The organism is Caballeronia sp. INML1, assembly GCF_023631085.1.
GTDB lineage: Bacteria > Pseudomonadota > Gammaproteobacteria > Burkholderiales > Burkholderiaceae > Caballeronia > Caballeronia turbans.
The window spans coordinates 56143-76695 of record NZ_JALQDT010000061.1; the positions used below are offsets into that span (position 1 = coordinate 56143).

At 66.1% G+C, this 20553-nt stretch carries 21 protein-coding genes; 10 read left to right on the forward strand and 11 right to left on the reverse strand.

Annotated features, from left to right (window positions below; translation table 11 throughout):
* Positions 1–176: 176 nt before the first annotated feature.
* From NCR38_RS24530 to NCR38_RS24545, 4 genes are read left to right on the forward strand one after another with little or no spacing between them, the layout of a single operon-like run.
* The gene (locus NCR38_RS24530) at positions 177–1046 is read left to right on the forward strand and encodes a transporter substrate-binding domain-containing protein (protein WP_061119142.1); all 870 of its coding nucleotides are present in this window, start codon (positions 177–179) and stop codon (positions 1044–1046) included.
* A gap of 27 nt (positions 1047–1073) precedes the next feature.
* Entirely contained in the window at positions 1074–1718 is a 645-nt protein-coding gene (locus NCR38_RS24535; protein ID WP_061119143.1) for an amino acid ABC transporter permease, read from the forward strand.
* Positions 1715–2374, forward strand: coding sequence for an amino acid ABC transporter permease (locus NCR38_RS24540; RefSeq protein WP_061119144.1), 660 nt, complete (start codon positions 1715–1717; stop codon positions 2372–2374). The genes NCR38_RS24535 and NCR38_RS24540 overlap by 4 nt, the downstream gene beginning before the upstream one ends.
* A complete protein-coding gene (locus NCR38_RS24545; RefSeq protein ID WP_061119145.1) occupies positions 2371–3246 on the forward strand; it encodes an amino acid ABC transporter ATP-binding protein in 876 nt (291 codons plus the stop codon). The genes NCR38_RS24540 and NCR38_RS24545 overlap by 4 nt, the downstream gene beginning before the upstream one ends.
* 72 nt (positions 3247–3318) lie before the next feature.
* Here NCR38_RS24545 and NCR38_RS24550 read toward each other — a convergent pair whose 3' ends face one another.
* The 9 genes from NCR38_RS24550 to NCR38_RS24590 form a co-directional block, all read right to left on the reverse strand.
* Positions 3319–4149: a phytanoyl-CoA dioxygenase family protein gene (locus tag NCR38_RS24550; RefSeq protein WP_061119146.1), complete on the reverse strand. Its 831-nt coding sequence runs from the start codon at positions 4147–4149 to the stop codon at positions 3319–3321.
* A 74-nt stretch (positions 4150–4223) separates the two neighbouring features.
* Positions 4224–5429 carry an amidase gene (locus NCR38_RS24555; protein WP_061119147.1) on the reverse strand — a complete coding sequence of 402 codons (1206 nt, stop codon included), beginning with the start codon at positions 5427–5429 and terminating at the stop codon, positions 4224–4226.
* Entirely contained in the window at positions 5426–5815 is a 390-nt protein-coding gene (hpxZ, locus tag NCR38_RS24560) for an oxalurate catabolism protein HpxZ (protein ID WP_061119148.1), read from the reverse strand. The genes NCR38_RS24555 and hpxZ overlap by 4 nt, the downstream gene beginning before the upstream one ends.
* Positions 5812–7005: a DUF1116 domain-containing protein gene (locus NCR38_RS24565; RefSeq protein ID WP_061119149.1), complete on the reverse strand. Its 1194-nt coding sequence runs from the start codon at positions 7003–7005 to the stop codon at positions 5812–5814. Before NCR38_RS24565 ends, hpxZ begins: the two co-directional genes overlap by 4 nt.
* Positions 7006–7007: 2 nt before the next feature.
* Positions 7008–7670 carry an SRPBCC family protein gene (locus NCR38_RS24570; protein WP_061119150.1) on the reverse strand — a complete coding sequence of 221 codons (663 nt, stop codon included), beginning with the start codon at positions 7668–7670 and terminating at the stop codon, positions 7008–7010.
* A 23-nt stretch (positions 7671–7693) separates the two neighbouring features.
* Entirely contained in the window at positions 7694–8215 is a 522-nt protein-coding gene (locus tag NCR38_RS24575) for a (2Fe-2S)-binding protein (RefSeq protein ID WP_061119151.1), read from the reverse strand.
* On the reverse strand, positions 8212–9048 hold the full coding sequence (locus NCR38_RS24580) for a xanthine dehydrogenase family protein subunit M (protein WP_061119152.1): 837 nt from the start codon (positions 9046–9048) through the stop codon (positions 8212–8214). The genes NCR38_RS24575 and NCR38_RS24580 overlap by 4 nt, the downstream gene beginning before the upstream one ends.
* The gene (locus NCR38_RS24585) at positions 9045–11453 is read right to left on the reverse strand and encodes a xanthine dehydrogenase family protein molybdopterin-binding subunit (RefSeq protein WP_061119153.1); all 2409 of its coding nucleotides are present in this window, start codon (positions 11451–11453) and stop codon (positions 9045–9047) included. Before NCR38_RS24585 ends, NCR38_RS24580 begins: the two co-directional genes overlap by 4 nt.
* A gap of 18 nt (positions 11454–11471) precedes the next feature.
* Positions 11472–12734, reverse strand: a complete 1263-nt coding sequence (locus NCR38_RS24590; RefSeq protein ID WP_061119154.1) for an amidohydrolase/deacetylase family metallohydrolase — start codon at positions 12732–12734, stop codon at positions 11472–11474.
* Between the two features lie 332 nt (positions 12735–13066).
* Between NCR38_RS24590 and NCR38_RS24595 the strand changes: the two genes are divergently transcribed.
* The 6 genes from NCR38_RS24595 (at position 13067) to NCR38_RS24620 (ending at position 18990) form a co-directional block, all read left to right on the forward strand.
* Entirely contained in the window at positions 13067–13639 is a 573-nt protein-coding gene (locus NCR38_RS24595; protein WP_061119155.1) for a MarR family winged helix-turn-helix transcriptional regulator, read from the forward strand.
* A gap of 2 nt (positions 13640–13641) precedes the next feature.
* Positions 13642–14403, forward strand: a complete 762-nt coding sequence (locus NCR38_RS24600; RefSeq protein WP_061119156.1) for a GntR family transcriptional regulator — start codon at positions 13642–13644, stop codon at positions 14401–14403.
* A gap of 134 nt (positions 14404–14537) precedes the next feature.
* A complete protein-coding gene (locus NCR38_RS24605; protein ID WP_061119157.1) occupies positions 14538–16169 on the forward strand; it encodes a gamma-glutamyltransferase family protein in 1632 nt (543 codons plus the stop codon).
* A gap of 110 nt (positions 16170–16279) precedes the next feature.
* Complete coding sequence (gene oxlT, locus NCR38_RS24610) at positions 16280–17566, forward strand: oxalate/formate MFS antiporter (RefSeq protein ID WP_061119158.1); 1287 nt, start codon at positions 16280–16282, stop codon at positions 17564–17566.
* Between the two features lie 226 nt (positions 17567–17792).
* On the forward strand, positions 17793–18497 hold the full coding sequence (locus NCR38_RS24615; RefSeq protein WP_061119264.1) for a hypothetical protein: 705 nt from the start codon (positions 17793–17795) through the stop codon (positions 18495–18497).
* A gap of 118 nt (positions 18498–18615) precedes the next feature.
* Positions 18616–18990 (forward strand): ester cyclase, encoded by a 375-nt coding sequence (locus NCR38_RS24620; protein ID WP_061119159.1) that lies wholly within the window; start codon positions 18616–18618, stop codon positions 18988–18990.
* On the opposite strand, the gene NCR38_RS24625 is transcribed toward NCR38_RS24620, so the two are convergent.
* A complete protein-coding gene (locus tag NCR38_RS24625) occupies positions 18987–19757 on the reverse strand; it encodes an ABC transporter ATP-binding protein (RefSeq protein WP_061119160.1) in 771 nt (256 codons plus the stop codon). The genes NCR38_RS24620 and NCR38_RS24625 overlap by 4 nt on opposite strands.
* A 13-nt stretch (positions 19758–19770) precedes the next feature.
* Positions 19771–20553 carry an ABC transporter permease gene (locus NCR38_RS24630; protein WP_061119265.1) on the reverse strand — a complete coding sequence of 261 codons (783 nt, stop codon included), beginning with the start codon at positions 20551–20553 and terminating at the stop codon, positions 19771–19773.

A 20553-nucleotide genomic window follows, 5' to 3' on the forward strand; every position in this document is an offset into this window, starting at 1 on the left:
CATGAACGCCGGTTCGTCGGGGATGGCGGCGCGATGGATCGTTGGCATACCACTTGCATATTCCGAAGTCGATTTCATCGGTACTCGAACGAATCGTCCATTCGACGATCGCCAACCAGCGACCGCGCATGCATCGAACGCCGTGCGCGCCATCGCAAACATCAAAGAGGCCTCTCATGTCAGCCTGTCTCACCCGTCGCGATGCTCGTCAGTCGAAACAGCGCACCGCCGTCACGCTTCTTCGCTCGTGCGCGCTCATGCTCGTCGCGACGTTCGGCCTGAGCCAGGCGGCTCATGCAGCGGGCGCGGAGGAAATCAAGGCGCGGGGCTATCTGAGCGTCGCGACCGAGGACGACTACAACCCGTTCGAATTCGTCGAGAACGGCAAGAACACGGGCTATGACAACGACCTGCTCGCGCTGATGCGCAAGAAGCTCGGCGTCGACGTCAAACAACAGGTGATGCCGTGGTCCGGCATCCTGCCCGGCGTCACGACGGGCAAGTACGACATGGCATTGAGCGCGGTGCTCGTCACCGAAGAGCGCAAGAAGAACTTCGACTTCGCGTCGCCGACCTGCGAGGCCGTCACCGTGTATGCGACCAAGAAGGGCGCCCCGATCAAGACCGCCGACGATCTCGTCGGCAAGGTCGTGGGCGCGGAAACGGGCAGCGCGATGCTGGCGGACCTCAAGTCCTTCAACGAGGAACTGAAAAAGAAGCACGGCGGCAACGGTCTCAAGCAGATCGTCGAGTATCAGTCGTATCCGGAGGCTTATCAGGATCTCGGGCTCGGTCGCGTCGATGCGGTCGCGAATACGCAGATCAGCCTGAACTCGCTCGTGAAGACGCGCCCGGACGTGTTCGTCGTCGGCCAGGCGATCGGCAAGCCGACCTATATCGCGTGGGCCGTGAAAAAGGGCAATACCGACGTGCTGAAGATAGTCGATGCCGCTTTGCTCGAACTGCGCAAGAGCGGCGAGATGTACCAGCTCCAGCAGAAGTGGCTCGGCGCGAGCTACAAGGACATGCCGCAGTCGGTCAACTGACCTTTACGCCCATATCATCCCGCATCGATGAACGCCTTCGATTACTGGAGCATCGCGCAAGGAGCGCTGGAGACCGTGCTTCTCTCGGTCGCCAGCATCGTGCTCGGCGTGCCGCTGGGACTCGGCCTCGCGTTGATCCGCTGGGCGCGCGTGCCGTATCTCAACCGCATCGTGCTCGCGTACGTGAGCCTCATCCGCTCGTGTCCCGCCGTGACGCTGACGCTGCTGATCTTCTTCGCGCTGCCGCAGTTCGGCATCTCGCTTGACCCGACGCCCGCCGCGATCCTCGCGCTAACCATCAGCACTGCGGCGTTCAACTGCGAAATCTGGCGCGCCGCGCTGATCAACTTTCCGCGCGACCAGTACGATGCCGCCCTCGCCTTCGCGATGCCGCGCAGCCTGCGGTTCCGGCGCATCGTGTTGCCGCAGCTCTGGCGCGCGAGCCTTCCGGGTCTCGTCAACGAGATGACCCTGCAGATCAAGTCGACGCCCGCGGTCGCGGTCATCGGCATCGTCGAAATCACGCGCGCGGCCTTGCGTGTGGGCGCGCGCACCTATGATCCGCTGCCGCCCTTCGTGTTCGCGCTGGTGCTCTACGGACTTATCGTGTTCGTGCTGATCCGGGCACAGCGCGTGATCGAGCGTCGCCAGCCCGTGGAGGCCCGCGCATGACGGAACACTTTCTGATCGTCTGGCAGCAGCGCGCGGACGTGCTTTCGGGTTTGCTCGACACGCTCGGACTGCTCGCGGTCGCCGCACTCGCGTCGCTCCTGCTGGGCGCGCTGCTCGCACCCGCGCTCATGTCGAAGCGCCCGGCCATCGCGCACATCGCCGTGCTGTATGTCGATGCGATGCGCTGCGCGCCCTTCCTGTTGTTCGTCTATCTGATCTATTTCGGGCTGCCGAGCGCGGGCATTCGCCTGTCGAACTGGTGGGCCGGCGCCATCGCGCTGATTCTCTACAACACCGCCTACATGGCCGAGCTGCTGCGCGGCGCGTGGGCCGGCCTGCCCGCGCCGATGATCGAAGCCGCGCGCGCGTACGGCTTTCACGGCTTCGGCCTGGTTCGCCGCATCATCCTGCCTCAGGTCTTCACAGTCGCCTTGCCGATGATCGGCAACCAGCTCGTGCAGATCGTGAAGGACAGCGCGTTTCTCACGGTGATCGCGGTCGGCGAGCTGACGCATCAGATGAACGGCATTCAGGCGACCTATTTCATCCCGTTCGCCGCGTTCATCACGGCCGTGCTGCTTTACTGGGCCATATGCCTCGTGATCGAAGGCGGCAGCGGATTACTGTCCAGATTTGCCGAGGAACGCAGAGCATGAACATTTCGAACGACGTCCCGGTCACCATCATGCGCGCGACCGACGCAGCCGGAGCATCGTCCGGCCTCGCGAGCGGCGCGGCGAGCCAGGCGGCGCTTACGGTCCTGCAACTCAACGGCATATCGAAGTCGTTCGGCGAGAATCACGTGCTGCGCGATGTCTCGCTCACCGTGCACAAGGGCGAGACCGTATGCCTGCTGGGACCGTCGGGCTGTGGCAAGTCCACGCTGCTGCGCTGCGTGAACTGGCTGGAAATTCCCGATGCCGGCACGGTCCACGTATCCGGCCGGCGCATGGGCCTGCGCGAAGGCTCGTCGATCAAGATGAACGATGCCGAACTCGCGCGTTCGCGCGCGCGCATCGGCATGGTGTTTCAACATTTCGCGCTCTGGCCGCATCTGACGGTGCTGCAGAACGTGATGGAAGCGCCGTTGCACGTGCTCGGACTTCCACGCGACGTAGTGCACGCGGAAGCCGAGCGCCTGCTTGAACGCGTCGGCCTCGCGGCCAAGATGGATGCGTATCCGTCGCGGCTGTCGGGCGGCCAGAAGCAGCGCGTGGGCATTGCGCGCGCACTGGCCATGAAGCCCGACATCCTGCTCTTCGACGAACCCACCAGCGCGCTCGATCCGATGCTCGTCGGCGAAGTGCTGAGCGTGATGCGCTCGCTCGCGCAGGAAGGCGCGACCATGGTCATCGTCACGCACGAGATGGAGTTCGCGCGGCAGGTGGCGAGCCGCGTCGTGTTCATGGACGCGGGACAGGTGATCGAAAGCGCGCCGCCCGAGCAGTTCTTCGACGCGCCGCAGACGCCGCGCGCGCGGCAGTTTCTTGCGCGCTTTCGCTCGCCGCATCACGCGGCCGAAGACTGAGCGAGTCTTCCGGACGCGCCTGACGTTCAGACTCGTCGCGGCCTGCATGCGCCGCGACGAGTCTGAGCGGATTCATTGCGGCGCAGCCATGTCCGCGGCCTGCCTGACTTCACCGTCCTTGTACTTGCCCCAGGTTTGCGCCAGTTCGCTCATCGACCGCGGATCGCAGTCGTATTCGGGCAAGGTGTCGGCATCCCAGTGACCGAAGCGATCGACGCCGCGCACGAGCGTCGCCCGACGTCGGCCGGTGACGGATCGCACATGCGCCGGCACATAGAAGAACGCGAAGCCGATGCGCCGATCATCCGAGCGATTCGGCAACGAACTGTGCGCGGTGCGTTCGTGATGCATCGAAAATTCGCCCGGCTCAAGCGGCATTTCGACCGCCAGGTTTTCGTCGATGTCGACGAGCGTCTGCCCCTTGGCGAGCATGTTGTCCTTCGCGTACGTCTCGACGTGCTTGAGGTCCGGCCCGCTGTGCGAGCCGGGCAGCACGCGCAGCACGCCGTTGACCGAATTCGCCGGCGTGAGCGCGACCCACACGGTCACTTCCTCGTGCGGCGTCAGCCCGAAATACGTCGAGTCCTGATGCCAGGACACATAGCGCGGATCACGACCGTTTTTAGCGAAGATCGACGCGCCGAACAGCATGATGTCCGGCCCGATGAGATCCTCGACCGCATCCAGAATGGCCGGATGACGGCCGAGTTCGACGATCGCCGGCAAGGCCAGATGACCTTTGATCTTGAGCGTCCTGTTGACGTCCTCGCCGGAGGACGCCTCGTACCGTTCGATGATGCGGCGATACTCCGCCGCCTCGTGCGCGTCGATCGCGCGCATCGGATAGACATAGCCGTGCTGCTTGAAGTGCGCGACCTGCGCTTCGGTGAGATGCTTCGTCATGGACGTTCCTCTGAGTGTGCTTCGATCGGAAAGACGCTTGCTCGTCCGGCAACGGGTCGCGCCCGCGCGGACGCTTACCGCATGAGTTCGTGCACGGCGCGCGCGACGCGCAACACGCCTTCGTCCGCGCCGCGCGCGCCGATGACGGACACGCCGACCGGCGCGCTGCCGATGCGCGTCCACGGCATGCTCACCTGCGGCAGGCCTGCGAGACCGGCGACGCACAGCATCTGCTGCGCACGGGCGCGCGTGTGATCGACCGTTTGCGCCGATGCATCGGCGCGCGGCGCGCCGCCCGGCACCGTCGGAACCAGCCAGTAGGTGCCTTGCGGCAGGGCTTCGGCCATTGCGTGGATCGCTTCAACGCGAAGCCGCTGCGCCTGCGCGATCTGCTCGCGCGTGATGGTCAGGCTCATCGCGAAGCGCGCGCCGACGTCCGCACCGAAGCTCGCCGAATGCTCGCGCGCCCACTTTCCGTATCGCTGGGCGATTTCCCCCGCCTGCAACACGCGGAACGTCTGCGCCCAGTCAGGCAGCGGTGCCTGCGGCGCGACGAAGCTCACGCGCTCGCCGAGCGCCTCGATCGACGCCTCGAAGCGCGCCGCGACGGGCGCATCGACGCAGGCGAGCAGGTTGCGCGGCACGTGAACGGCGAATGCATCGTCGTTCGATCCGACGACGCTTTGCGCCAGTACCTCGAACATGAGCGCGAGAGTGTGCGGATCGCGCGCGAACCAGCCGACCGTGTCGAAGCTGTGCGCGAGCGTGAGACATCCGTCGGTCGCGATGCGGCCGTGCGTGGGCCGCATGCCCCACACGCCGCAATAGCTAGCCGGCAGGCGCACGGAGCCGCCGCAATCGGTGCCGAGCGCGACGTCCGCATGACCCGCCGCGACTGCCACGACCGACCCCGACGACGATCCGCCCGGCATGCGCGCCGGGTCCGCCGGATTCACGGGCGTGCCGTAGTGCGCGTTGACGCCGGCAAGGCTGTAGGTAAGTTCGTCGGTGACGGTCTTGCCGATCCACTGCGCGCCTTCTTCGAGCAGCGCACGCACGGCGAGTGCGGTGCGCGCGGCGACCGGCTGCTGATCGCGCCAGGCCGGATTGCCGCCGCCGGTGCGCAATCCGGCGATATCGAAGACATCCTTCACCGCGAGGCGCAAGGTCGCGAGCCGATCGCCGGTGCGCGGCGGCAGCGCGGCGGGCGGCAGCGAGGCGAAGCCATCGGCGACGAATGCGCCGTGGAGGCCTGCTTGCAGCAAATCGTTCCGCGTCATGACGGGTCCATCCAGCTGACGTGAGCGGCGACCACGCGCCATTGACCGTCGATACGCGCCCACGTCTGCGACTGGCGCCCGATGCGCGGCTCGCCTGCGCGCGAGAACGTGATGTTCGTCACGGCGAAGTCCGCGCCGAAGCTCGTCACCGACCGGTCGACGATCGTGCGCATCAGGCCCTTGCCCGGACGCTGCGCCCGAAACTCGCGGATGGCGTCGTAGCCTTGCAGGTTTTCGGTCGCGCCGTAGCGCAGCGTGTGCGGACTCATCCAGAAGAGCGTGTCGAGCACGGCGACGTCGTTGGTCGTGAGCGCGCGCTCGTATTCGTCGAAGGCGGTTTCGACCGCCGCGAGCGTGGCCGGATGGTTGATCGGTTCTGCGCTCATGCGTTGTCGCCGGAAAGGTTTCTCATTGCGCGCGCGAAGAGTTCGGGCGGCGCCGCATAGAGACCGCGCCCGAGCAGGCCTGCGCGTCCGTCGCCGCCGATCATCGCGATGGCGGCGAGTGGCGCGATACCTTCGCGCTCGACGCGGGCGGCATCGAGCACACCGGGCAGCCGCGGGAACGCGGGATGCGGCTCCGTGTAAAGGCGCGCCTGGCGCTCGCGCCAGCCGGCGGGCAACAATGCCTCGAACGCCTGCGCCGGCTCCGGCGCGAGCGCCTGCGCGCCGAAACCGGCCGCGTCGATGACGCCGCTGTCGCCGGTCAGCGGCGCCGCCTCCGCCTGCTGGTGCGGATCGATGCGCGGTCCTTCCGGCGCGCGGGCGTCGGCGGTGATCCACCGTGAGGGCGCGCCCGCAAGCCGGATACCGATGCGCTCGCCGTTGCCCGCGAGCGCCACCACGAGCGTCGATGAAGCATCGCCCGCGCGCGCCGCCGCCGAAAGCATGAGCGCGCACGCGGCCATCCACGGCGTGAGGAAGAAAAGCGGCGTCTGGGCGAGCATCGCGTCGATCTCGCCGGATGCATCGGAGAGGCGCGGCGCGAGCAGCTCGCGCAGTGCGGCGGTGGCAGCCGTGGTGCGCGCGTGCAGATCGTCGCCATCATCGAGACCGGTTTGCGCCAGCGCCAGCAGATCGAGCGGGCCGCGAGCGAGCGCTGCATCGAGCGCGGGCGCGAGCACTCGGTCGCGCCATTTCATGCGATCGAGAATGCGCAGATCGCGGCCGCCGAAGCGAATCTGCGGACCCGCGCCGCTGCCCAGCATGGACCACGCACGCGCGGCGGAATCGTTCGCGTCGTTCACCTCGACGAGCATCGTGCGCGGCGAGATCACGGCCGCGAGCGGCGTCACCACGCCATACGCCTGCGCGCATTCGAGCCGCACTTCTCCTTGCGCGATCAGCCGTTCGGCGTGCACTTCATCCTTCGCCCAGCCTTCGTACAGACAGCACAGGACCGCAGACGAACGCACCGGCGCGGACGGCTCGCGCGGATTGTCGAACGGCGGCCCCGCATGCAGCAGCGTGAAGTCCGGCAGACGCACCGCGTCGCGCGCCGCCACGACCGCGCGCCATTGCGGACGCACCGCGTGAACGCGGCTCAGCGCGCGTGCGTTGGCATCGTCGGTGCGCATGGTCAGCGGGCCGCGAAGCTGAACAGTCCGCGCAGGCGCGACCACAGCATCTTCCAGAACAGATTGCCGACATCGAGCGGCGCGTTTGCCGCTTTCGCCGATGCCGCACGCACTCCCGGACGCGGTTCCACGCGCGTCTTCGGGGCGGGCGCTTCGGCTTCCTGCACGACGGCCGGCGCTGCGGCCTGCACCAGCGCGCTGCCTGCTGCCGTGTCCGCGACGTCGAGCTTCGCCTTGAGATTTTCGGCGAACGCTTCGGTCATGCGCGTCGCCAGTTCCTTCACGATCCCGCCGCGCGAAAACTGCGCGAGGCTGCCGCCGATCGTGTAGTCCACCTTCACGTCGACACGCGTTTCGCTCGCCGCCGTGGCTTCGAGCGCGAACGACGCCACGCCCTTCACGCGCGACGAACTCTTCCGGTCCACACCCGTTCCCGTGATGCTGCCGCGATACTGCGCATCGTCGAGCTGCATCGCGCCGTCGCCCGCGAACGACGCGACGATCGGCCCGAGCTTGACGGTCATCGCGAGCTTGAGCATGCCGTTCGCGACTGGCGCTGTGAGCGAGGCGCCCGGCAGGCACGCGACGATCCCGGGCGTGTCGTGAAAGCGCGCCCATACGGCATGGCGCGGATAAGGGACGGTGAAGCTTTGTTCGATTTCCATGGCGCGAATTCCGTATGAGTGTTTCAGGCGGTCGCGGCGGCGGCCGCGAGCGGGGCTGCGGCGCGGGCGCGACGCGCATCGAGCACGCGGCGGATCGCGCGGACGATGCCCACGTAGCCCGTGCAGCGGCACAGGTTGCCGGAGAGTTCGAGGCGCACGCGCGCGTCGTCGGCATCGGGCAGGCGCGTGACGATGTCGCGCGCGGTCATCAGCATGCCCGGCGTGCAGTAGCCGCATTGCAGCGCGTGTTCGGCGCTGAAGGCCGCGCGCAGCTCGTTCATGATGGCGTCGTCGTCGAAGCCTTCGATGGTGCGCACGGCGCTCCCCGCGCAACTGATCGCGGGAGTGATGCACGAACGGGTCGGCACGCCGTCCACGTCGATCGTGCATGCGCCGCATACGCCCTGCTCGCAACCGATGTTGGTGCCGCACAACATGCGCTGCTCGCGCAGGAAATCGGCGAGACTCGTGCGCGGCTCGACGCGGTCCACGACCGGCGCACGGTTGACGACGAGTTCGATCGTCTTGATGAATGCGTCGCTCATGGTGCTTTTCCGTCCTGATTGCGAATGGCCGCCGCCGCGCGCACGAGCGCGACGCGATGCACTTCATGTTCATAGCTTCCCGCTTCGATGCCCGCCGCTTCGAGATGTGCATCGAAACACGAGGTTTGCGGATTGGCGTCGCGCAGCAGATCGCGCGCATCGTCGATGGCGAAGGGCGGTGCGTCGATCGCGCCGATCACGGCACGGCACACGCCGCGCGCCGCATCGTCGATGAACACCGCGATGGCCTCGGCGAACTCGCCCGGCTTGCGGTTGAACTTGTAGTAGCTCCAGCGCGCCGTCGGCGAAAGACGCGCGAAGCGCACGCCGGTCAGGATCTCGTCGGCTTCGAGCGCGGTCGTGAATGCGCCGGCCATCCAGTCGCCGCCGTCGATCACGCGCGCGCCGCCCGGTCCCGCGACCAGAAACTGCGCATCGAGCGCGCACATCGTGTTGATCCAGTCCGCAGCGGGATCGGCGTGGGCGAGACTGCCGCCGAGCGTGCCGCGATTGCGCACCGCGCGATACGCGATGCCGCGCGCCACATATTCCATGAGTCCGCGTGTGCCGGTCTCGACCTTGCCGTCCTCGATCTGCGCATGCGTGAGGCATGCGCCGAGCGTGACCGTCTCCCCTTCGATGCGGCATGCACGCAGCGCCGCGATGCCGCGCAGATCGACGAGCATTTCCGGCTGCGCGAGGCGCAGGTTCATCATCGGCCCGAGCGACTGGCTGCCGGACACGAACTTGCCCATGCCGCCGGTCGGGACGATGAGCGCGATCGCCTCGTCGCAGGTGAGCGGCTTTGCATAATCGTAGGTCGCGGCTTTCATGCGGGCATTCCTTTCATCGCGCGGGCCTGGCGTTCGCGCTCCTTCGCGAGCGCTTCGACGACGAGGCGCGGCGTGACCGGCAACTGGTCGATGCGCACGCCGAGTCCGCGCAACGCATCGTTGACAGCATTGGCAAGCGCGGCGGGCGGACCGATCGCCCCGCTCTCGCCGATGCCCTTCTGCCCGAACTCGGTGTATGGCGCGGGCGTTTCCATGTGTTCGATGCGAATGGCGGGCACTTCGGTCGCGCCGGGCAGGATGTAGTCGGCGAGCGTCGAGGCGAGCGGCTGGCCGTCGTCGCTGTACGGCATCGCCTCGTAGAGCGCTGTGCCGATGCCCTGCGCCGCGCCGCCGTAGACCTGTCCGTCGACCACCATCGGATTGATGAGCACGCCGCCGTCTTCCACGATCACGTAATCTAGAATCTCCGTCTGCCCGAGCGCCGGATCGACCGCGACGACCACCGCGTGGCACGCGTAGCTGAAGGTGCCCGAATCGCGCTTCGCCTGATAGGACGTCGAGACTTCGAGGCCGCGCGGATCGACATCGGACGGCAGCAGTTGCGGCGCGAGATACCAGGTCCGCGCGATTTCCCGCAGGCTGCGCGACGCCTGTCTGCCGACCACCGCGCCGTTTTCCCAGCGCACCTCGCTCGAGGGTTCGCCGAGCAGATGCGCGCCGATCTTCAGGAGCCGCTCCTTCAGTTCCTTCGATGCGCGGCCCACCGCGCCGCCTGCCATCACGATCGAGCGCGAGCCCCAGGTGCCGGTGGAATAAGGCGTGACGCCGGTGTCGCCGAGCACGATGCGCACGCGGTCGGTGTCGATGCCGAGCACTTCGTGCGCGATCTGCGCGAGCGTCGTTTCCATGCTCTGCCCGTGCGAATGCACGCCCACGCGCACTTCGAGCACGCCGTCGGGCGTGAGGCGGATGACCGCCGGCTCGTAGCCCGGCACCATCGGAATGCCCCAGCCGTGATACACCGACGTGCCGTGCGCGCCCTGCTCGCAGAACACCGACATGCCGAAACCGATGCGCCTGCCGTCCGGCTCGCCGCGACGCTGCCGCGCGCGAACCGCGGACAGGTCGATCGCGGCCATCGCGCGGCGCACCGCCTCGGGATAGTCGCCGCTGTCGAAATGCTTCCTGGTGATGTTGTCGTAGGGCATCTCGTGCGGCTCGACGAGATTGCGCAGACGCACCTCATAGGGCTCGATGCCCGCTTCGAGCGCGATCGCATCCATGACGGTTTCGATCGCGTAGCACACGCCGGTGCGCGCCACGCCGCGATACGGCAGGATCGGCGGCTTGTTGGTCGCGACCGACCACGTGCGGCACCGGAAGCGCTCCATCTTGTACGGCCCCGGCAGGATGCTGCCGATCTGCGCCGCCTCCAGACACGCCGAGAACGGATACGACGAATACGCGCCCGAATCCACATGCGCCTCGCATTCGACCGCGAGCAGGCGGCCGTCGCGATCGGCGTAGCCGGTAATGTCGTAGTCGTGCTCGCGGCAGTTCGCATTCGCCGTGAGTTGTTCGCGGCGATCCTCGATCCAGCGCACGGGCTTCTCCAGTTGCATCGCGAGCCAGCCGCAGCAGACTTCCTCGGGCAGCAGAATGCCTTTGTAGCCGAAGCCGCCGCCCACGTCCGGCGCGATCACGCGCACTTGCCCTTCGTCGAGGCCGAGACATTGCGCAAGCCCGGTGCGCGTGATGTGCGGCATCTGCGCGGACGTGTGCAGGATCAGTTGCGACAGCCGCCGGTCCCAGTGCGCAACGCAGCCGCGCCCTTCCATCGGCGCCATGCTCTGGCGCGCCGTGCGCAGCTTGCGATGCACGCGGATCGGCGCGTCGCGGCGGATCGCGTCGAGATCGACGTCAGGGTTCGCATCGACGAAAGTTTCGAGGAAGACGTTGTCGCCCCAGTGTTCGTGCACGAGCGCGGAATCGTCGCGGCGCGCGTCGATCATGTCGACCACGGCGGGCAGCTCCTCGAAATCGACGAAAACCTGCGCGGCAATGTCCTCGGCCTGCGCGCGCGTCGCGGCCACGCACATTGCAATGATCTCGCCGACCTGCCGCACCTTGCCGCTCGCGAGCACCGGCTGCTCGGAAGACTTGAAGCCCGGCAGGCCCGAATTCGCGACGACAGGCTTCACGCCTTCCATGTCGCCAAGCGTGTAGATCGCGTGTTCGAAGCCCTCCGGCTTCTCGATGCCGACGATATGACCATGCGCGATCGGGCTGCGCACGAACGCCACATCGACCATGCCGACCATGCGGATATTGGGCACGTATTCGCCGCGCCCGTGCATGAAGCGCTCGTCTTCCTTGCGCGTGAGCGATGCGCCGATGCCTTGCGCGCTATCGCCGCCGCCCTGTCTATGCAGACGTTTGATCATCGTATGAACCTCGCATTCTCAGGCGGCGCGCGCGAGCGGCAGGGTCGGCGAAACGGCGTCGTGGCGCACGCCGTCGCGCAGGCAGAAGAGCGGCGCCAGCATGCGGTCGGTGATGACCTGCGTGCCTTCGTTGTCCTCCAGCACCCAGCGCCCGCGCCGGTCGTCGAGCACGCTGATGTCTGCGCCGCGTCCCACCTTGAGCGTGCCGATCTCGCCCTCCATGCCGACCATCTTCGCGGCGTTGCACGTCGTCATGGCGACGACGTGATCGAGCGGCAGGCCGAGCGCGAGCATGCTGGTCATCGCGCTGACAAGGCTGAACTGCGTGCGGCCGAGGAACGAATGCTCTTCGTCGGGATGGCTGTCGGGCGTGCCGGCTGGCGCGGGCACGTGTGTGTTGTAGCCGTGCATGTCCGCGCCGAGCGTGTCGGGCACGACGCCCGCATCGAGCACGATGCGCGCCGTCCTGAAGCTGAAATGCGAGCCGTGGCCGACGTCGATCTTCAGGCCGCGCGCGACCGCTTCGTGCACGAGCGGATGCAGTTGCCCGTTCTCCTCCACGAAGCCGCCCGGATGACGGCTGAACGGATGCGCGAGGATATCGCCGGGCTTGAGGGTCTCGACCACCTGATTGAAGATGCAGTCCGGCTGGACCGGCAGGCCGCCGCTCTGTGGCTTCGGCCACAACTGGCCGAAGTGGATGTACAGGGGCAGTTGCGCGCCACGGCCAATCTGCGCGGCGATCTTCATCACGTCGAGGCCCCAGCGCGCGAAGCCGCCGATTTCCGCATGCGCCTTGATGCCCTTCACCAGATCGGGATTGGCCTTGATGGACTTGATGGTCGCATCGGCATCCAGACAGTCGGGGCGATACAGGTCCGGATAGTAGTGACCTTCGAGCCCGCCGACGAGATAGGCGGAGATGAACGCGAGCACGCGCGTGGCCGAACGCTCCGCTACGTAATGACGAAAGCCCGGAATCGTGATGCAGCTCGGACCGCCCTGATCGACGATCGTCGTGACGCCCGACTGCACGCCGCACTGATCGGCATTCAAGCCGAAGCGGCCCGTCACGTACTGATAGATGTGGCCGTGCGTATCGATGAGACCGGGCAGCACCAGCTTGCCGCCGCAATCGACGAGTTCCGCCTGATGTGCCTGGCTCGCGGCAGCGGCGCCGATTGCGGCAATGACGCCGTTGTCCACCAGGACGTCGAGCGTGGCGTCGATTTTCTGGGCCGGGTCGATGACGCGCCCTCCCTTGAGCAGAACTTGTGACATGTACTGTGCGCCTGGCCGAGTCGAAAGATGCGTGGTGTACCGCAAGTTGTATGCCGGTTTTTATGCATCGATTTACGAACGAATTTTCTTCGTCCGAATCATTCAGTTAGCAGTGTTCTTCAACGCCAGATACGTGCCATTCCACGGAGCTTCGCAAACTGCCTCGCACCAACTCGGAGAGCACCGACGCGTTCCCGCACCACGCCCATGCGCGATGCCTTCTTATGGTGATTCGTCGGTGTACCCCGCATTTGCGGCGCGCCGCGATTTCGGCCTAGAATGCGGCATCGGAGCGTCCGACGCTCGTCCCTCTTTCCACGGAAGTCGCTGACATGCGAAACACCGTCACCGATCACATCGACATCGAAAGCGTTCGCGCGGAGCTTGCGCAGCGGCAGGCGCGCTCGCCGCTGTTTGCGCGGCCCGGCTTTCTGATTCGCCGCATGCATCAGATCCATACGTTCCTGTTCGTGCAGGAAACGAGCGAGTTCAACATCACGCCGGTGCAATACAGTTTGCTCACGGCGCTGGAATCGCTCGGCGAGATGGATCAGAACTCGCTCGCCATCGAAGTCGGACTGGAGCGCTCCAGCGTCGCGGAAGTCATTCCGCGACTCAACGCGCGCGGGCTCGTCAGCCGCACGCAGGCCGAACATGACAAGCGGCTGCGGCTCGTCAAACTCACGCCGGCGGGCAAACGCCTGGTCAGGAAGATGGCCGCCGCCGTGCAGCGCGCGCACGAGCGCACCATCGAGCATCTTTCGCCTGTGGAGCGCGACGTCTTCATGCTGCAAATGATCCGGCTGGTGGAAGCCAACAACGCCGACAACCTCGTGCCCTTCCGGCTGCCCGACAGCCAGTTGCTCGCCCAGGACGAAAGCGAAAGCGAAGCCGGCGCGACGTGAACATGACGCCCGAGGAGCGCCCCGCCATCGCACTGCACGCTACGCTTTCGCGCGCGGATCGCGTCTATTACACGCTGCGCGACGAAATCTTCGACATGCATCTCCTGCCGGGCGACCGGCTTACGGAGGGCGCCATCGCCGAACGCTTCGCGGTCTCGCGCACGCCCGCGCGCGAAGCCCTGCAGCGGCTTCAGAGCGACGGTCTGATGCAGGGCTATGTGCGCGGCGGCTGGGAAGTCGTGCCGATCGACAACAAGCGCTTCGACGACCTCTACGAGATGCGCCAGATGATCGAAACCTTCGCCGTGCGCAAACTCTGCGACGCGCAGACGCCGCAGGCTAAGCTGCATCTGCTGCTCGATGCGCTCGATCGCATCTGGAAAATCGGGCGCGCGCGGCGCATCACCGATGGCCGCAAGCTCGTCGAACTGGACGAAGCGCTCCATCACTCGCTCGTCGCGGCGGCGGGCAACGACGAGCTCACCTCGGCGATGCAGCGCGTCACCGACCGCATTCGCGTGGTGCGGCGGCTCGACCTGGTGCAGGGCGACTGCATCGCCGAAACCTATGACGAACACGCTGCGATTCTCGACGCCATTCGCCGCGGCGACGGCGCGCTCGGTGTCGAACTCGTGTCGCGCCATATCCGCGGAAGCCAGGCCAGCGTGAGCGGCCTCACCATGCAGCGCCTGCTCGCCGCGCGCACCGGGACAGGGCGCGAAGCCGTCGAGCACGCACCGGCAAGGCCTCGGCGCACCATCTGACGACATCACGAGGCTTCGCATCGGCGTCGTCGACGCGGCGCTGCAAGCCTTATCCGGCAAGCCTGATCAGGGTTATTACCAAGCGTTGGCACGGATCTCGCATTGGTCGTTTCGTTGTATACAAGGAAACGTCAATGCTTCTGGAACACGCGCAAGCCGCTGCCAACACACTGAATCCCACGCGCGGATCGCGCGGCATGGCGGTCGCGCCGCACGCGCTCGCCTCGCAAAGCGCGCTCGCCGTCCTGCGCGAAGGCGGAAACGCGGTGGAGGCGATGATCGCCGCCGCCGCGACCATCGCGGTGGTCTATCCGCACATGAACAGCATCGGGGGAGACGGCTTCTGGCTGATCTCGCGCCCCGGCCACGCGCCCGTCGGCATCGAGGCATGCGGCGCGGCCGCGATGCGCGCCAGCATCGACACGTATCGCTCACTCGGTCTGAGCGCGATTCCCCCACGCGGCCCGCTCGCGGCCAATACCGTCGCCGGCACGGTGTCGGGCTGGGACTTCGCGCATCGCTACTCGAAAGACGTGCTCGGCGGTCGCCTGACTGTCGCGCGGCTGCTCGAAGACGCCATTTATTACGCGAGGGACGGCATCCCGGTCACGCGCAGCCAGGCCGATTGCATTGCGGGCAAGCGCGCAGAACTGGAAACCGTGCCCGGCTTCGCGCAGACCTTTCTCCCTGATTCACGTGCGCCGCACACCGGCGAGCGCTTCGTCAACGCGCGGCTTGCCGCGACGCTGCAACGCCTCGCGGATGCCGGTCTCGACGACTTCTATCGCGGCGACCTCGCGCGCAGCATCGCGAGCGATCTCGCATCGCTGGAAACGCTCGTCACGCTCGACGACCTCGAGCGGCACCGCGCCTGCGCGCGCACGCCGCTCGCGCTGCGGCACACACTCGGCACCGTCTACAACATGCCGCCGCCCACGCAAGGCCTCGTCTCGCTGCTGATCCTCGGCGTGCTGGACCGCCTGCTTACCCACGACATGGACCCGCTCGGCCCCGAGTTCGTGCACGCGTGCGTCGAGGCGACCAAGCTCGCCTTCAAGGTGCGCGACGAGCACGTGACCGATCCGGACCATATGCGCATCGACCCGGTCACGCAGCTCGATCCCGCCGCGCTCGACGCGATGGCCTCTCAGGTGTCGATGTCGCGCGCCGCGCCGTGGGGTCAGGGCCGAGGCCCGGGCGATACGGTGTGGATGGGCGTCATCGATCGCGATGGCGTCGCGGTCAGCTTCATCCAGAGCATCTATCACGAGTTCGGCAGCGGAATCGTGCTGCCGCAGTCGGGCATCAACTGGCAGAACCGCGGCTGCAGCTTCTCGCTCGACCCTTCGTCGCTAAATCCGCTGATGCCGGGCCGCCGCCCCTTTCACACGCTCAATCCCGCCCTCGCGCATTTCGCCGACGGCCGCACCATGGTGTACGGCAACATGGGCGGCGACGGCCAGCCGCAGTCGCAGAGCGCGGTGTTCTCGCGCATCGCGCGATTCGGCTGGAATCCGCAGGCCGCGATCGATGCGCCGCGCTGGCTGCTCGGCCGCACCTGGGGCCAGTCCACCGATTCGCTGAAGCTCGAAGCGCGCTTTGCCGCCCCGACCGTCGACGCACTGCGCGCCCTCGGGCACGACGTCGAAGTGCTCGCCGCCTACGACGAAGCGATGGGTCATGCCGGCGCGATCGTTCGTCATTCCGACGGTTCGTTCGAGGGCGGACACGATCCGCGCAGCGACGGCGGCGTCGCAGGCTGGTAACGCTTCAGGGCACATCGCCATTCGCAGTCGTTTCATCGTCCGGTCCCGCGATTCGTCGGACCGGACGGCGCCTCTCATCCTTTTGATTCGCAATACCACCGGGGAACGCAATGAACTCTCGCATCCAGCCGATGCACGACGATGCCGCAATGCCCTCGCCCGCCGTCGTCGCACATAACCGCTGGCTCCAGCTCGGCCTGGGCCTCCTCTGCATGATGGCGATCTCCAGCCCGCAATACGTCTGGACGCTGCTGACGAAGCCACTGTCGGCGAAGCTCGGCGTGCCGCTGCCGGAGCTGCAGGTGACCTTCTCGATGCTCATCATCCTGCAGACGTTCTTTTCGCCGTTTCAGGGCAAGCTGATCGACCGTTTCGGGCCGCGCCTCCTGATCTCGCTCGGCACGGTGATGTCGGGCCTGAGCTGGGTGCTGGCGTCGATGGCCACGAGCACGTCGATGCTCTATCTCACGTATGGTCTCATCGGCGGACTCGGCACGGGCATCGTGTATGTCGGCGTCGTCGGGCTGATGGTGCGCTGGTTCCCGGACCGGCGCGGCTTCGCGGCCGGCGCGGTGGCGGCGGGCTACGGCATGGGCGCGATCGTAACCACGTTCCCGATCTCGGCATCGCTTGCGACGCGCGGACTCGACGCCACGCTTTGGATCTACGGCATCGCCTTCGCGATCGTGGGCTTTGTCGCGTCGCAGGGTCTGCGCGTGCCGCGCGATGCGGCGCTCGGGCCGGCGTCGGCTGCGGCGGCATCGGGCGTGACGAATCTTCGTCCTTCGCAGATGATGAAGTCGCCGCTCTTCTGGCTCATGTTCGCCATGATGACGATGATGTCCACCTCGGGCCTCATGGTCACCTCGCAGATGGCGACCTTCGCGGCGGATTTCGGCATTACGAAGGTCGTCGTGTTCGGCATGGCCGCGCTGCCGCTCGCGCTGACTATCGACCGCTTCACGAACGGCCTCACGCGTCCGCTGTTCGGCTGGGTGTCCGATCGCTTCGGCCGTGAAAACACGATGTTCTTCGCGTTCGCGCTCGAAGGCGTGGCGATGGCGCTGTGGCTCCTCACGCGCGACAACGCCGTGCTGTTCGTGCTGCTCTCGGGCGTGGTGTTCTTCGGCTGGGGCGAAATCTTTTCGCTCTTCCCGTCCACGCTGACCGATACGTTCGGCACACGCCACGCGACCGAGAACTACGGCTGGCTGTACATCTCTCAGGGCATCGGCTCGATCTTCGGTGGACCGCTCGCGGCGCTGTTGCATCAGCATGCGCAAAGCTGGGTGCCGGTCTTCAGCGTCGCGATCACGCTGGACATCGTCACCGCCCTACTCGCGCTCTTCGCGCTCAAGCCAATGCGCACTCGCTTCCTGAAACAGGGGACTGTATAAACGTCCAGGCACCGCGAGAGGATTACCGTTCGACGTATGTTCGCTTGCCGCCGGGGCCGCCGATGCGCTCGCCCCGGCGACGGGCGCGGAGGCGTAACAGCCGATCAAGCGTCTCGGACATCGCATCGGCGAGAGACAGAGATTGGCCGATCTCTGCCGGGATGACCGGGCTGAATCGTTACAATGCATCGATGAACTCCATCTTTGACGGCGTCGAATGCGAGATATGCTGACTTCCTTTTTTTGGAGCGGCGACGCCATCCGCAGTCGTAACGTAAGCGACATCGTTTTATCGGGCACGCTCGATGTGCCTGCGCCTTGTGCGTCCGTGCTTGCGGATTGGCAAAGAGAGACAGCGACCCGGCTCGCCCTGGAACCTGGGGATGTCGAGGCAATGCATCTGGCGCGTACGCAAGTGCGCTGGCCGGACTACAAGCGGTGCGTGCAGGCCATGTCCGACTGGACAGGCGCCCTGGGACTGCCCGCGGTGCTTGCCGACAGCCCCATGGCGCTGATGGCCTGTCGTGGCGCGAAACATCACCATGATGGCGAGCAATATGGCGGTGCCGCCTTTTGCAATCTCTTCCTGAGCGAAGACAAGGGTCTGGACTTGCACTTTCCCTCTACGGGCCAACGCATTCCCCTTAAGCGCGGAACAGCCGTGATTTTCGATACGGCCCAGCCCCACGGCGTCGTTCAGCGCGGCAGCGACAGGTTTTTCCCGGCCGACTTCGCCCCGGACCAAGACTTCACCCAGATTTTTCTGACGTGGGAACTTCCAATCGAAGACGCCAATATTGGAAATGCGCTGAAGATCGTCCTCGATGTTGACCGCCCGACGTCGCTACAGCTCAAGGAAGAGCAAGTCCGGTTGAACGGTGCACCGGCCGCCGTGTGCCCGGAATCGGGTCGGTGGCTCCGCGTTGACTAGCGGTCGGCGTCACGGCCTGGACCGTGGCACTGGACCGCGAAGTAAGCGACTCACAACCCAACTCGTCCTCGCGTCGGCTCGAGGCGTACAGACATCGCCCCTAACCGGAGCGCATCCCATGCTTTCAGATCTCTATCGCGGCTACATTGCCTGTCTGAACGCGCAGGACTGGCCGAATCTCGGCACATACGTTCACGACGCGGTGCAGTACAACGAGCGGGCGCTGACGCTCGATGATTACCGCGAAATGCTGAAAAAAGACTTTCGCGAGATACCGGATCTCCTCTTCGATATTCAACTGCTGATTGAAGAGCCGCCGCGCGTCGCGTGCCGGTTGCGGTTCGAATGCACGCCGGTAGGGGAATTCATGGGACTGCGCATCGACGGAAAACGCGTCGTTTTCTGCGAGAACGTGTTCTACGAATTCCGCGAAGGGAAAATCGCCAAGGTCTGGTCCGTCATCGACAAAGCTGCGATCGAGGCGCAGCTTTAGGCGGCTTCCGTGAAGAACGTATCGACGATGTCGTCCCTCAACCCGGCGACCTCGCGATCCCCCACCTTCCGCGGCCTCGCCAATCCCACGTCGATCACTTCGCCGATGCGCCCGGGCCGCGCCTGCATCACCACGATCCGATCCGAGAGCAGTACTGCCTCTTCCACATCGTGCGTGACGAGCACCATCGTGATTCGTTCCCGCTCCCATATGCGTTGCAATTCCAGTTGCAAACGGCTGCGCGTGAGCGCATCGAGCGCGCCGAAAGGTTCATCGAGCAGCAGCAATCGCGGCCGATTGACGAGCCCGCGCGCAATCGCCACACGCTGCGCCATCCCGCCCGACAACTGATGCGGATAATGCCGCTCGTATCCCTTCAACCCGACGAGCTCGACATGTTCCGCCACCGCCCGCGCTTTCTCCGCTTTCGACAGCGGCGCATTGCGCAACGCAACGGCCACGTTCTGCGCGACATCGAGCCACGGAAACAGCCGATGGTCCTGAAACACGATCCCGCGCGACAAATCGGTGGTCACGACGCGCTTGCCGTCGAACTCGATCTCGCCTTCGTGATCGCCGTCCAGCCCTGCGATGAGCCGCAGCAACGTCGACTTGCCGCACCCGCTCGCCCCGACGATGCTCACGAACTCGCCGCTCGCAATCGACAAGTCGATGCGATCGAGCACCGGGGGCGCCGCATCGTCGTTGAAGCGCTTGCTCACATGCCGCAGCGTCAGACCGCTGTCCTGCCCGATTGCCGTCGTCATTACTGGATTCTCCTCAAGCCGCGCGCGACGTCTCGAACCAGCGCCGCTGCACGCCGCGCGCCAAGGCATTCAGCGCCCACCCCGTCAAACCGACCACGATCACGCCGAACACGACGAGATCCATGCGAAATTGCTCGCTGCCATCGACAAGCGTATTGCCGATCCCGCTGCCCGCGACGAGCAGATACTCCGCCCCGAGCGTCGCGAGCCACGAATAGATGAGCGCGAGATACACGCCCGTGAAGATCGAAGGCAACGCGGCGGGCAACACCACGTACGCCAGCGTCTGCAACCGGCCATAGCGATATGCCCGCGCCACATCGAGCCAGTTGACCGGCACCGCGCGAATGCCATCGCTCGTGTGCATCACGACCGGCACGAGTGCCGCGAGCGAAAGGAACACGACCTTCGCGACATCGCCCAGACCGAACCAGACGGAAATCAGCGGGATCCACGCGAACAGCGAAACCTGCTTGAAGGTGTTGAAGCTCGGCGCAATCGCGCGATTCGCGAGCTTCGAGATGCCGAGCAGCGCGCCGAGCGCGAGGCCGAGACCCGTGCCGATCGCGAACCCTGTCAATTCACGCGCAAGCGATGCGGACAACGCCCGCACGAGCGCGCCGCTTCGAACCTGCTCGACGGCGGTATCCCAGACCTGTGCGGGCGAAACCATCACGCCGTGCCCGGCTTGCGCGCCGCGCGACACGATCCACCACACCGCGAGCGCGGCGACCGGCAGCACGAGCCCGCGCCACGATCCTTTGACTGTTCCGGCTTCCCAATCCAGTGTCGACAT

Excerpts from the sequence above, each read along its gene's own strand:
- NCR38_RS24555 (WP_061119147.1), bottom strand. The coding sequence starts at position 5,429 with ATGACGCGGAACGATTTGCTGCAAGCAGGCCTCCACGGCGCATTCGTC.
- oxlT (WP_061119158.1), top strand. The coding sequence starts at position 16,280 with ATGAACTCTCGCATCCAGCCGATGCACGACGATGCCGCAATGCCCTCG.
- hpxZ (WP_061119148.1), bottom strand. The coding sequence starts at position 5,815 with ATGAGCGCAGAACCGATCAACCATCCGGCCACGCTCGCGGCGGTCGAA.
- NCR38_RS24565 (WP_061119149.1), bottom strand. The coding sequence starts at position 7,005 with ATGCGCACCGACGATGCCAACGCACGCGCGCTGAGCCGCGTTCACGCG.
- NCR38_RS24590 (WP_061119154.1), bottom strand. The coding sequence starts at position 12,734 with ATGTCACAAGTTCTGCTCAAGGGAGGGCGCGTCATCGACCCGGCCCAG.
- NCR38_RS24570 (WP_061119150.1), bottom strand. The coding sequence starts at position 7,670 with ATGGAAATCGAACAAAGCTTCACCGTCCCTTATCCGCGCCATGCCGTA.
- NCR38_RS24550 (WP_061119146.1), bottom strand. The coding sequence starts at position 4,149 with ATGACGAAGCATCTCACCGAAGCGCAGGTCGCGCACTTCAAGCAGCAC.
- NCR38_RS24615 (WP_061119264.1), top strand. The coding sequence starts at position 17,793 with ATGCTGACTTCCTTTTTTTGGAGCGGCGACGCCATCCGCAGTCGTAAC.
- NCR38_RS24600 (WP_061119156.1), top strand. The coding sequence starts at position 13,642 with ATGACGCCCGAGGAGCGCCCCGCCATCGCACTGCACGCTACGCTTTCG.
- NCR38_RS24545 (WP_061119145.1), top strand. The coding sequence starts at position 2,371 with ATGAACATTTCGAACGACGTCCCGGTCACCATCATGCGCGCGACCGAC.
- NCR38_RS24540 (WP_061119144.1), top strand. The coding sequence starts at position 1,715 with ATGACGGAACACTTTCTGATCGTCTGGCAGCAGCGCGCGGACGTGCTT.
- NCR38_RS24585 (WP_061119153.1), bottom strand. The coding sequence starts at position 11,453 with ATGATCAAACGTCTGCATAGACAGGGCGGCGGCGATAGCGCGCAAGGC.
- NCR38_RS24530 (WP_061119142.1), top strand. The coding sequence starts at position 177 with ATGTCAGCCTGTCTCACCCGTCGCGATGCTCGTCAGTCGAAACAGCGC.
- NCR38_RS24575 (WP_061119151.1), bottom strand. The coding sequence starts at position 8,215 with ATGAGCGACGCATTCATCAAGACGATCGAACTCGTCGTCAACCGTGCG.
- NCR38_RS24630 (WP_061119265.1), bottom strand. The coding sequence starts at position 20,553 with ATGTCGACACTGGATTGGGAAGCCGGAACAGTCAAAGGATCGTGGCGC.
- NCR38_RS24580 (WP_061119152.1), bottom strand. The coding sequence starts at position 9,048 with ATGAAAGCCGCGACCTACGATTATGCAAAGCCGCTCACCTGCGACGAG.
- NCR38_RS24620 (WP_061119159.1), top strand. The coding sequence starts at position 18,616 with ATGCTTTCAGATCTCTATCGCGGCTACATTGCCTGTCTGAACGCGCAG.
- NCR38_RS24625 (WP_061119160.1), bottom strand. The coding sequence starts at position 19,757 with ATGACGACGGCAATCGGGCAGGACAGCGGTCTGACGCTGCGGCATGTG.
- NCR38_RS24535 (WP_061119143.1), top strand. The coding sequence starts at position 1,074 with ATGAACGCCTTCGATTACTGGAGCATCGCGCAAGGAGCGCTGGAGACC.
- NCR38_RS24595 (WP_061119155.1), top strand. The coding sequence starts at position 13,067 with ATGCGAAACACCGTCACCGATCACATCGACATCGAAAGCGTTCGCGCG.
- NCR38_RS24605 (WP_061119157.1), top strand. The coding sequence starts at position 14,538 with ATGCTTCTGGAACACGCGCAAGCCGCTGCCAACACACTGAATCCCACG.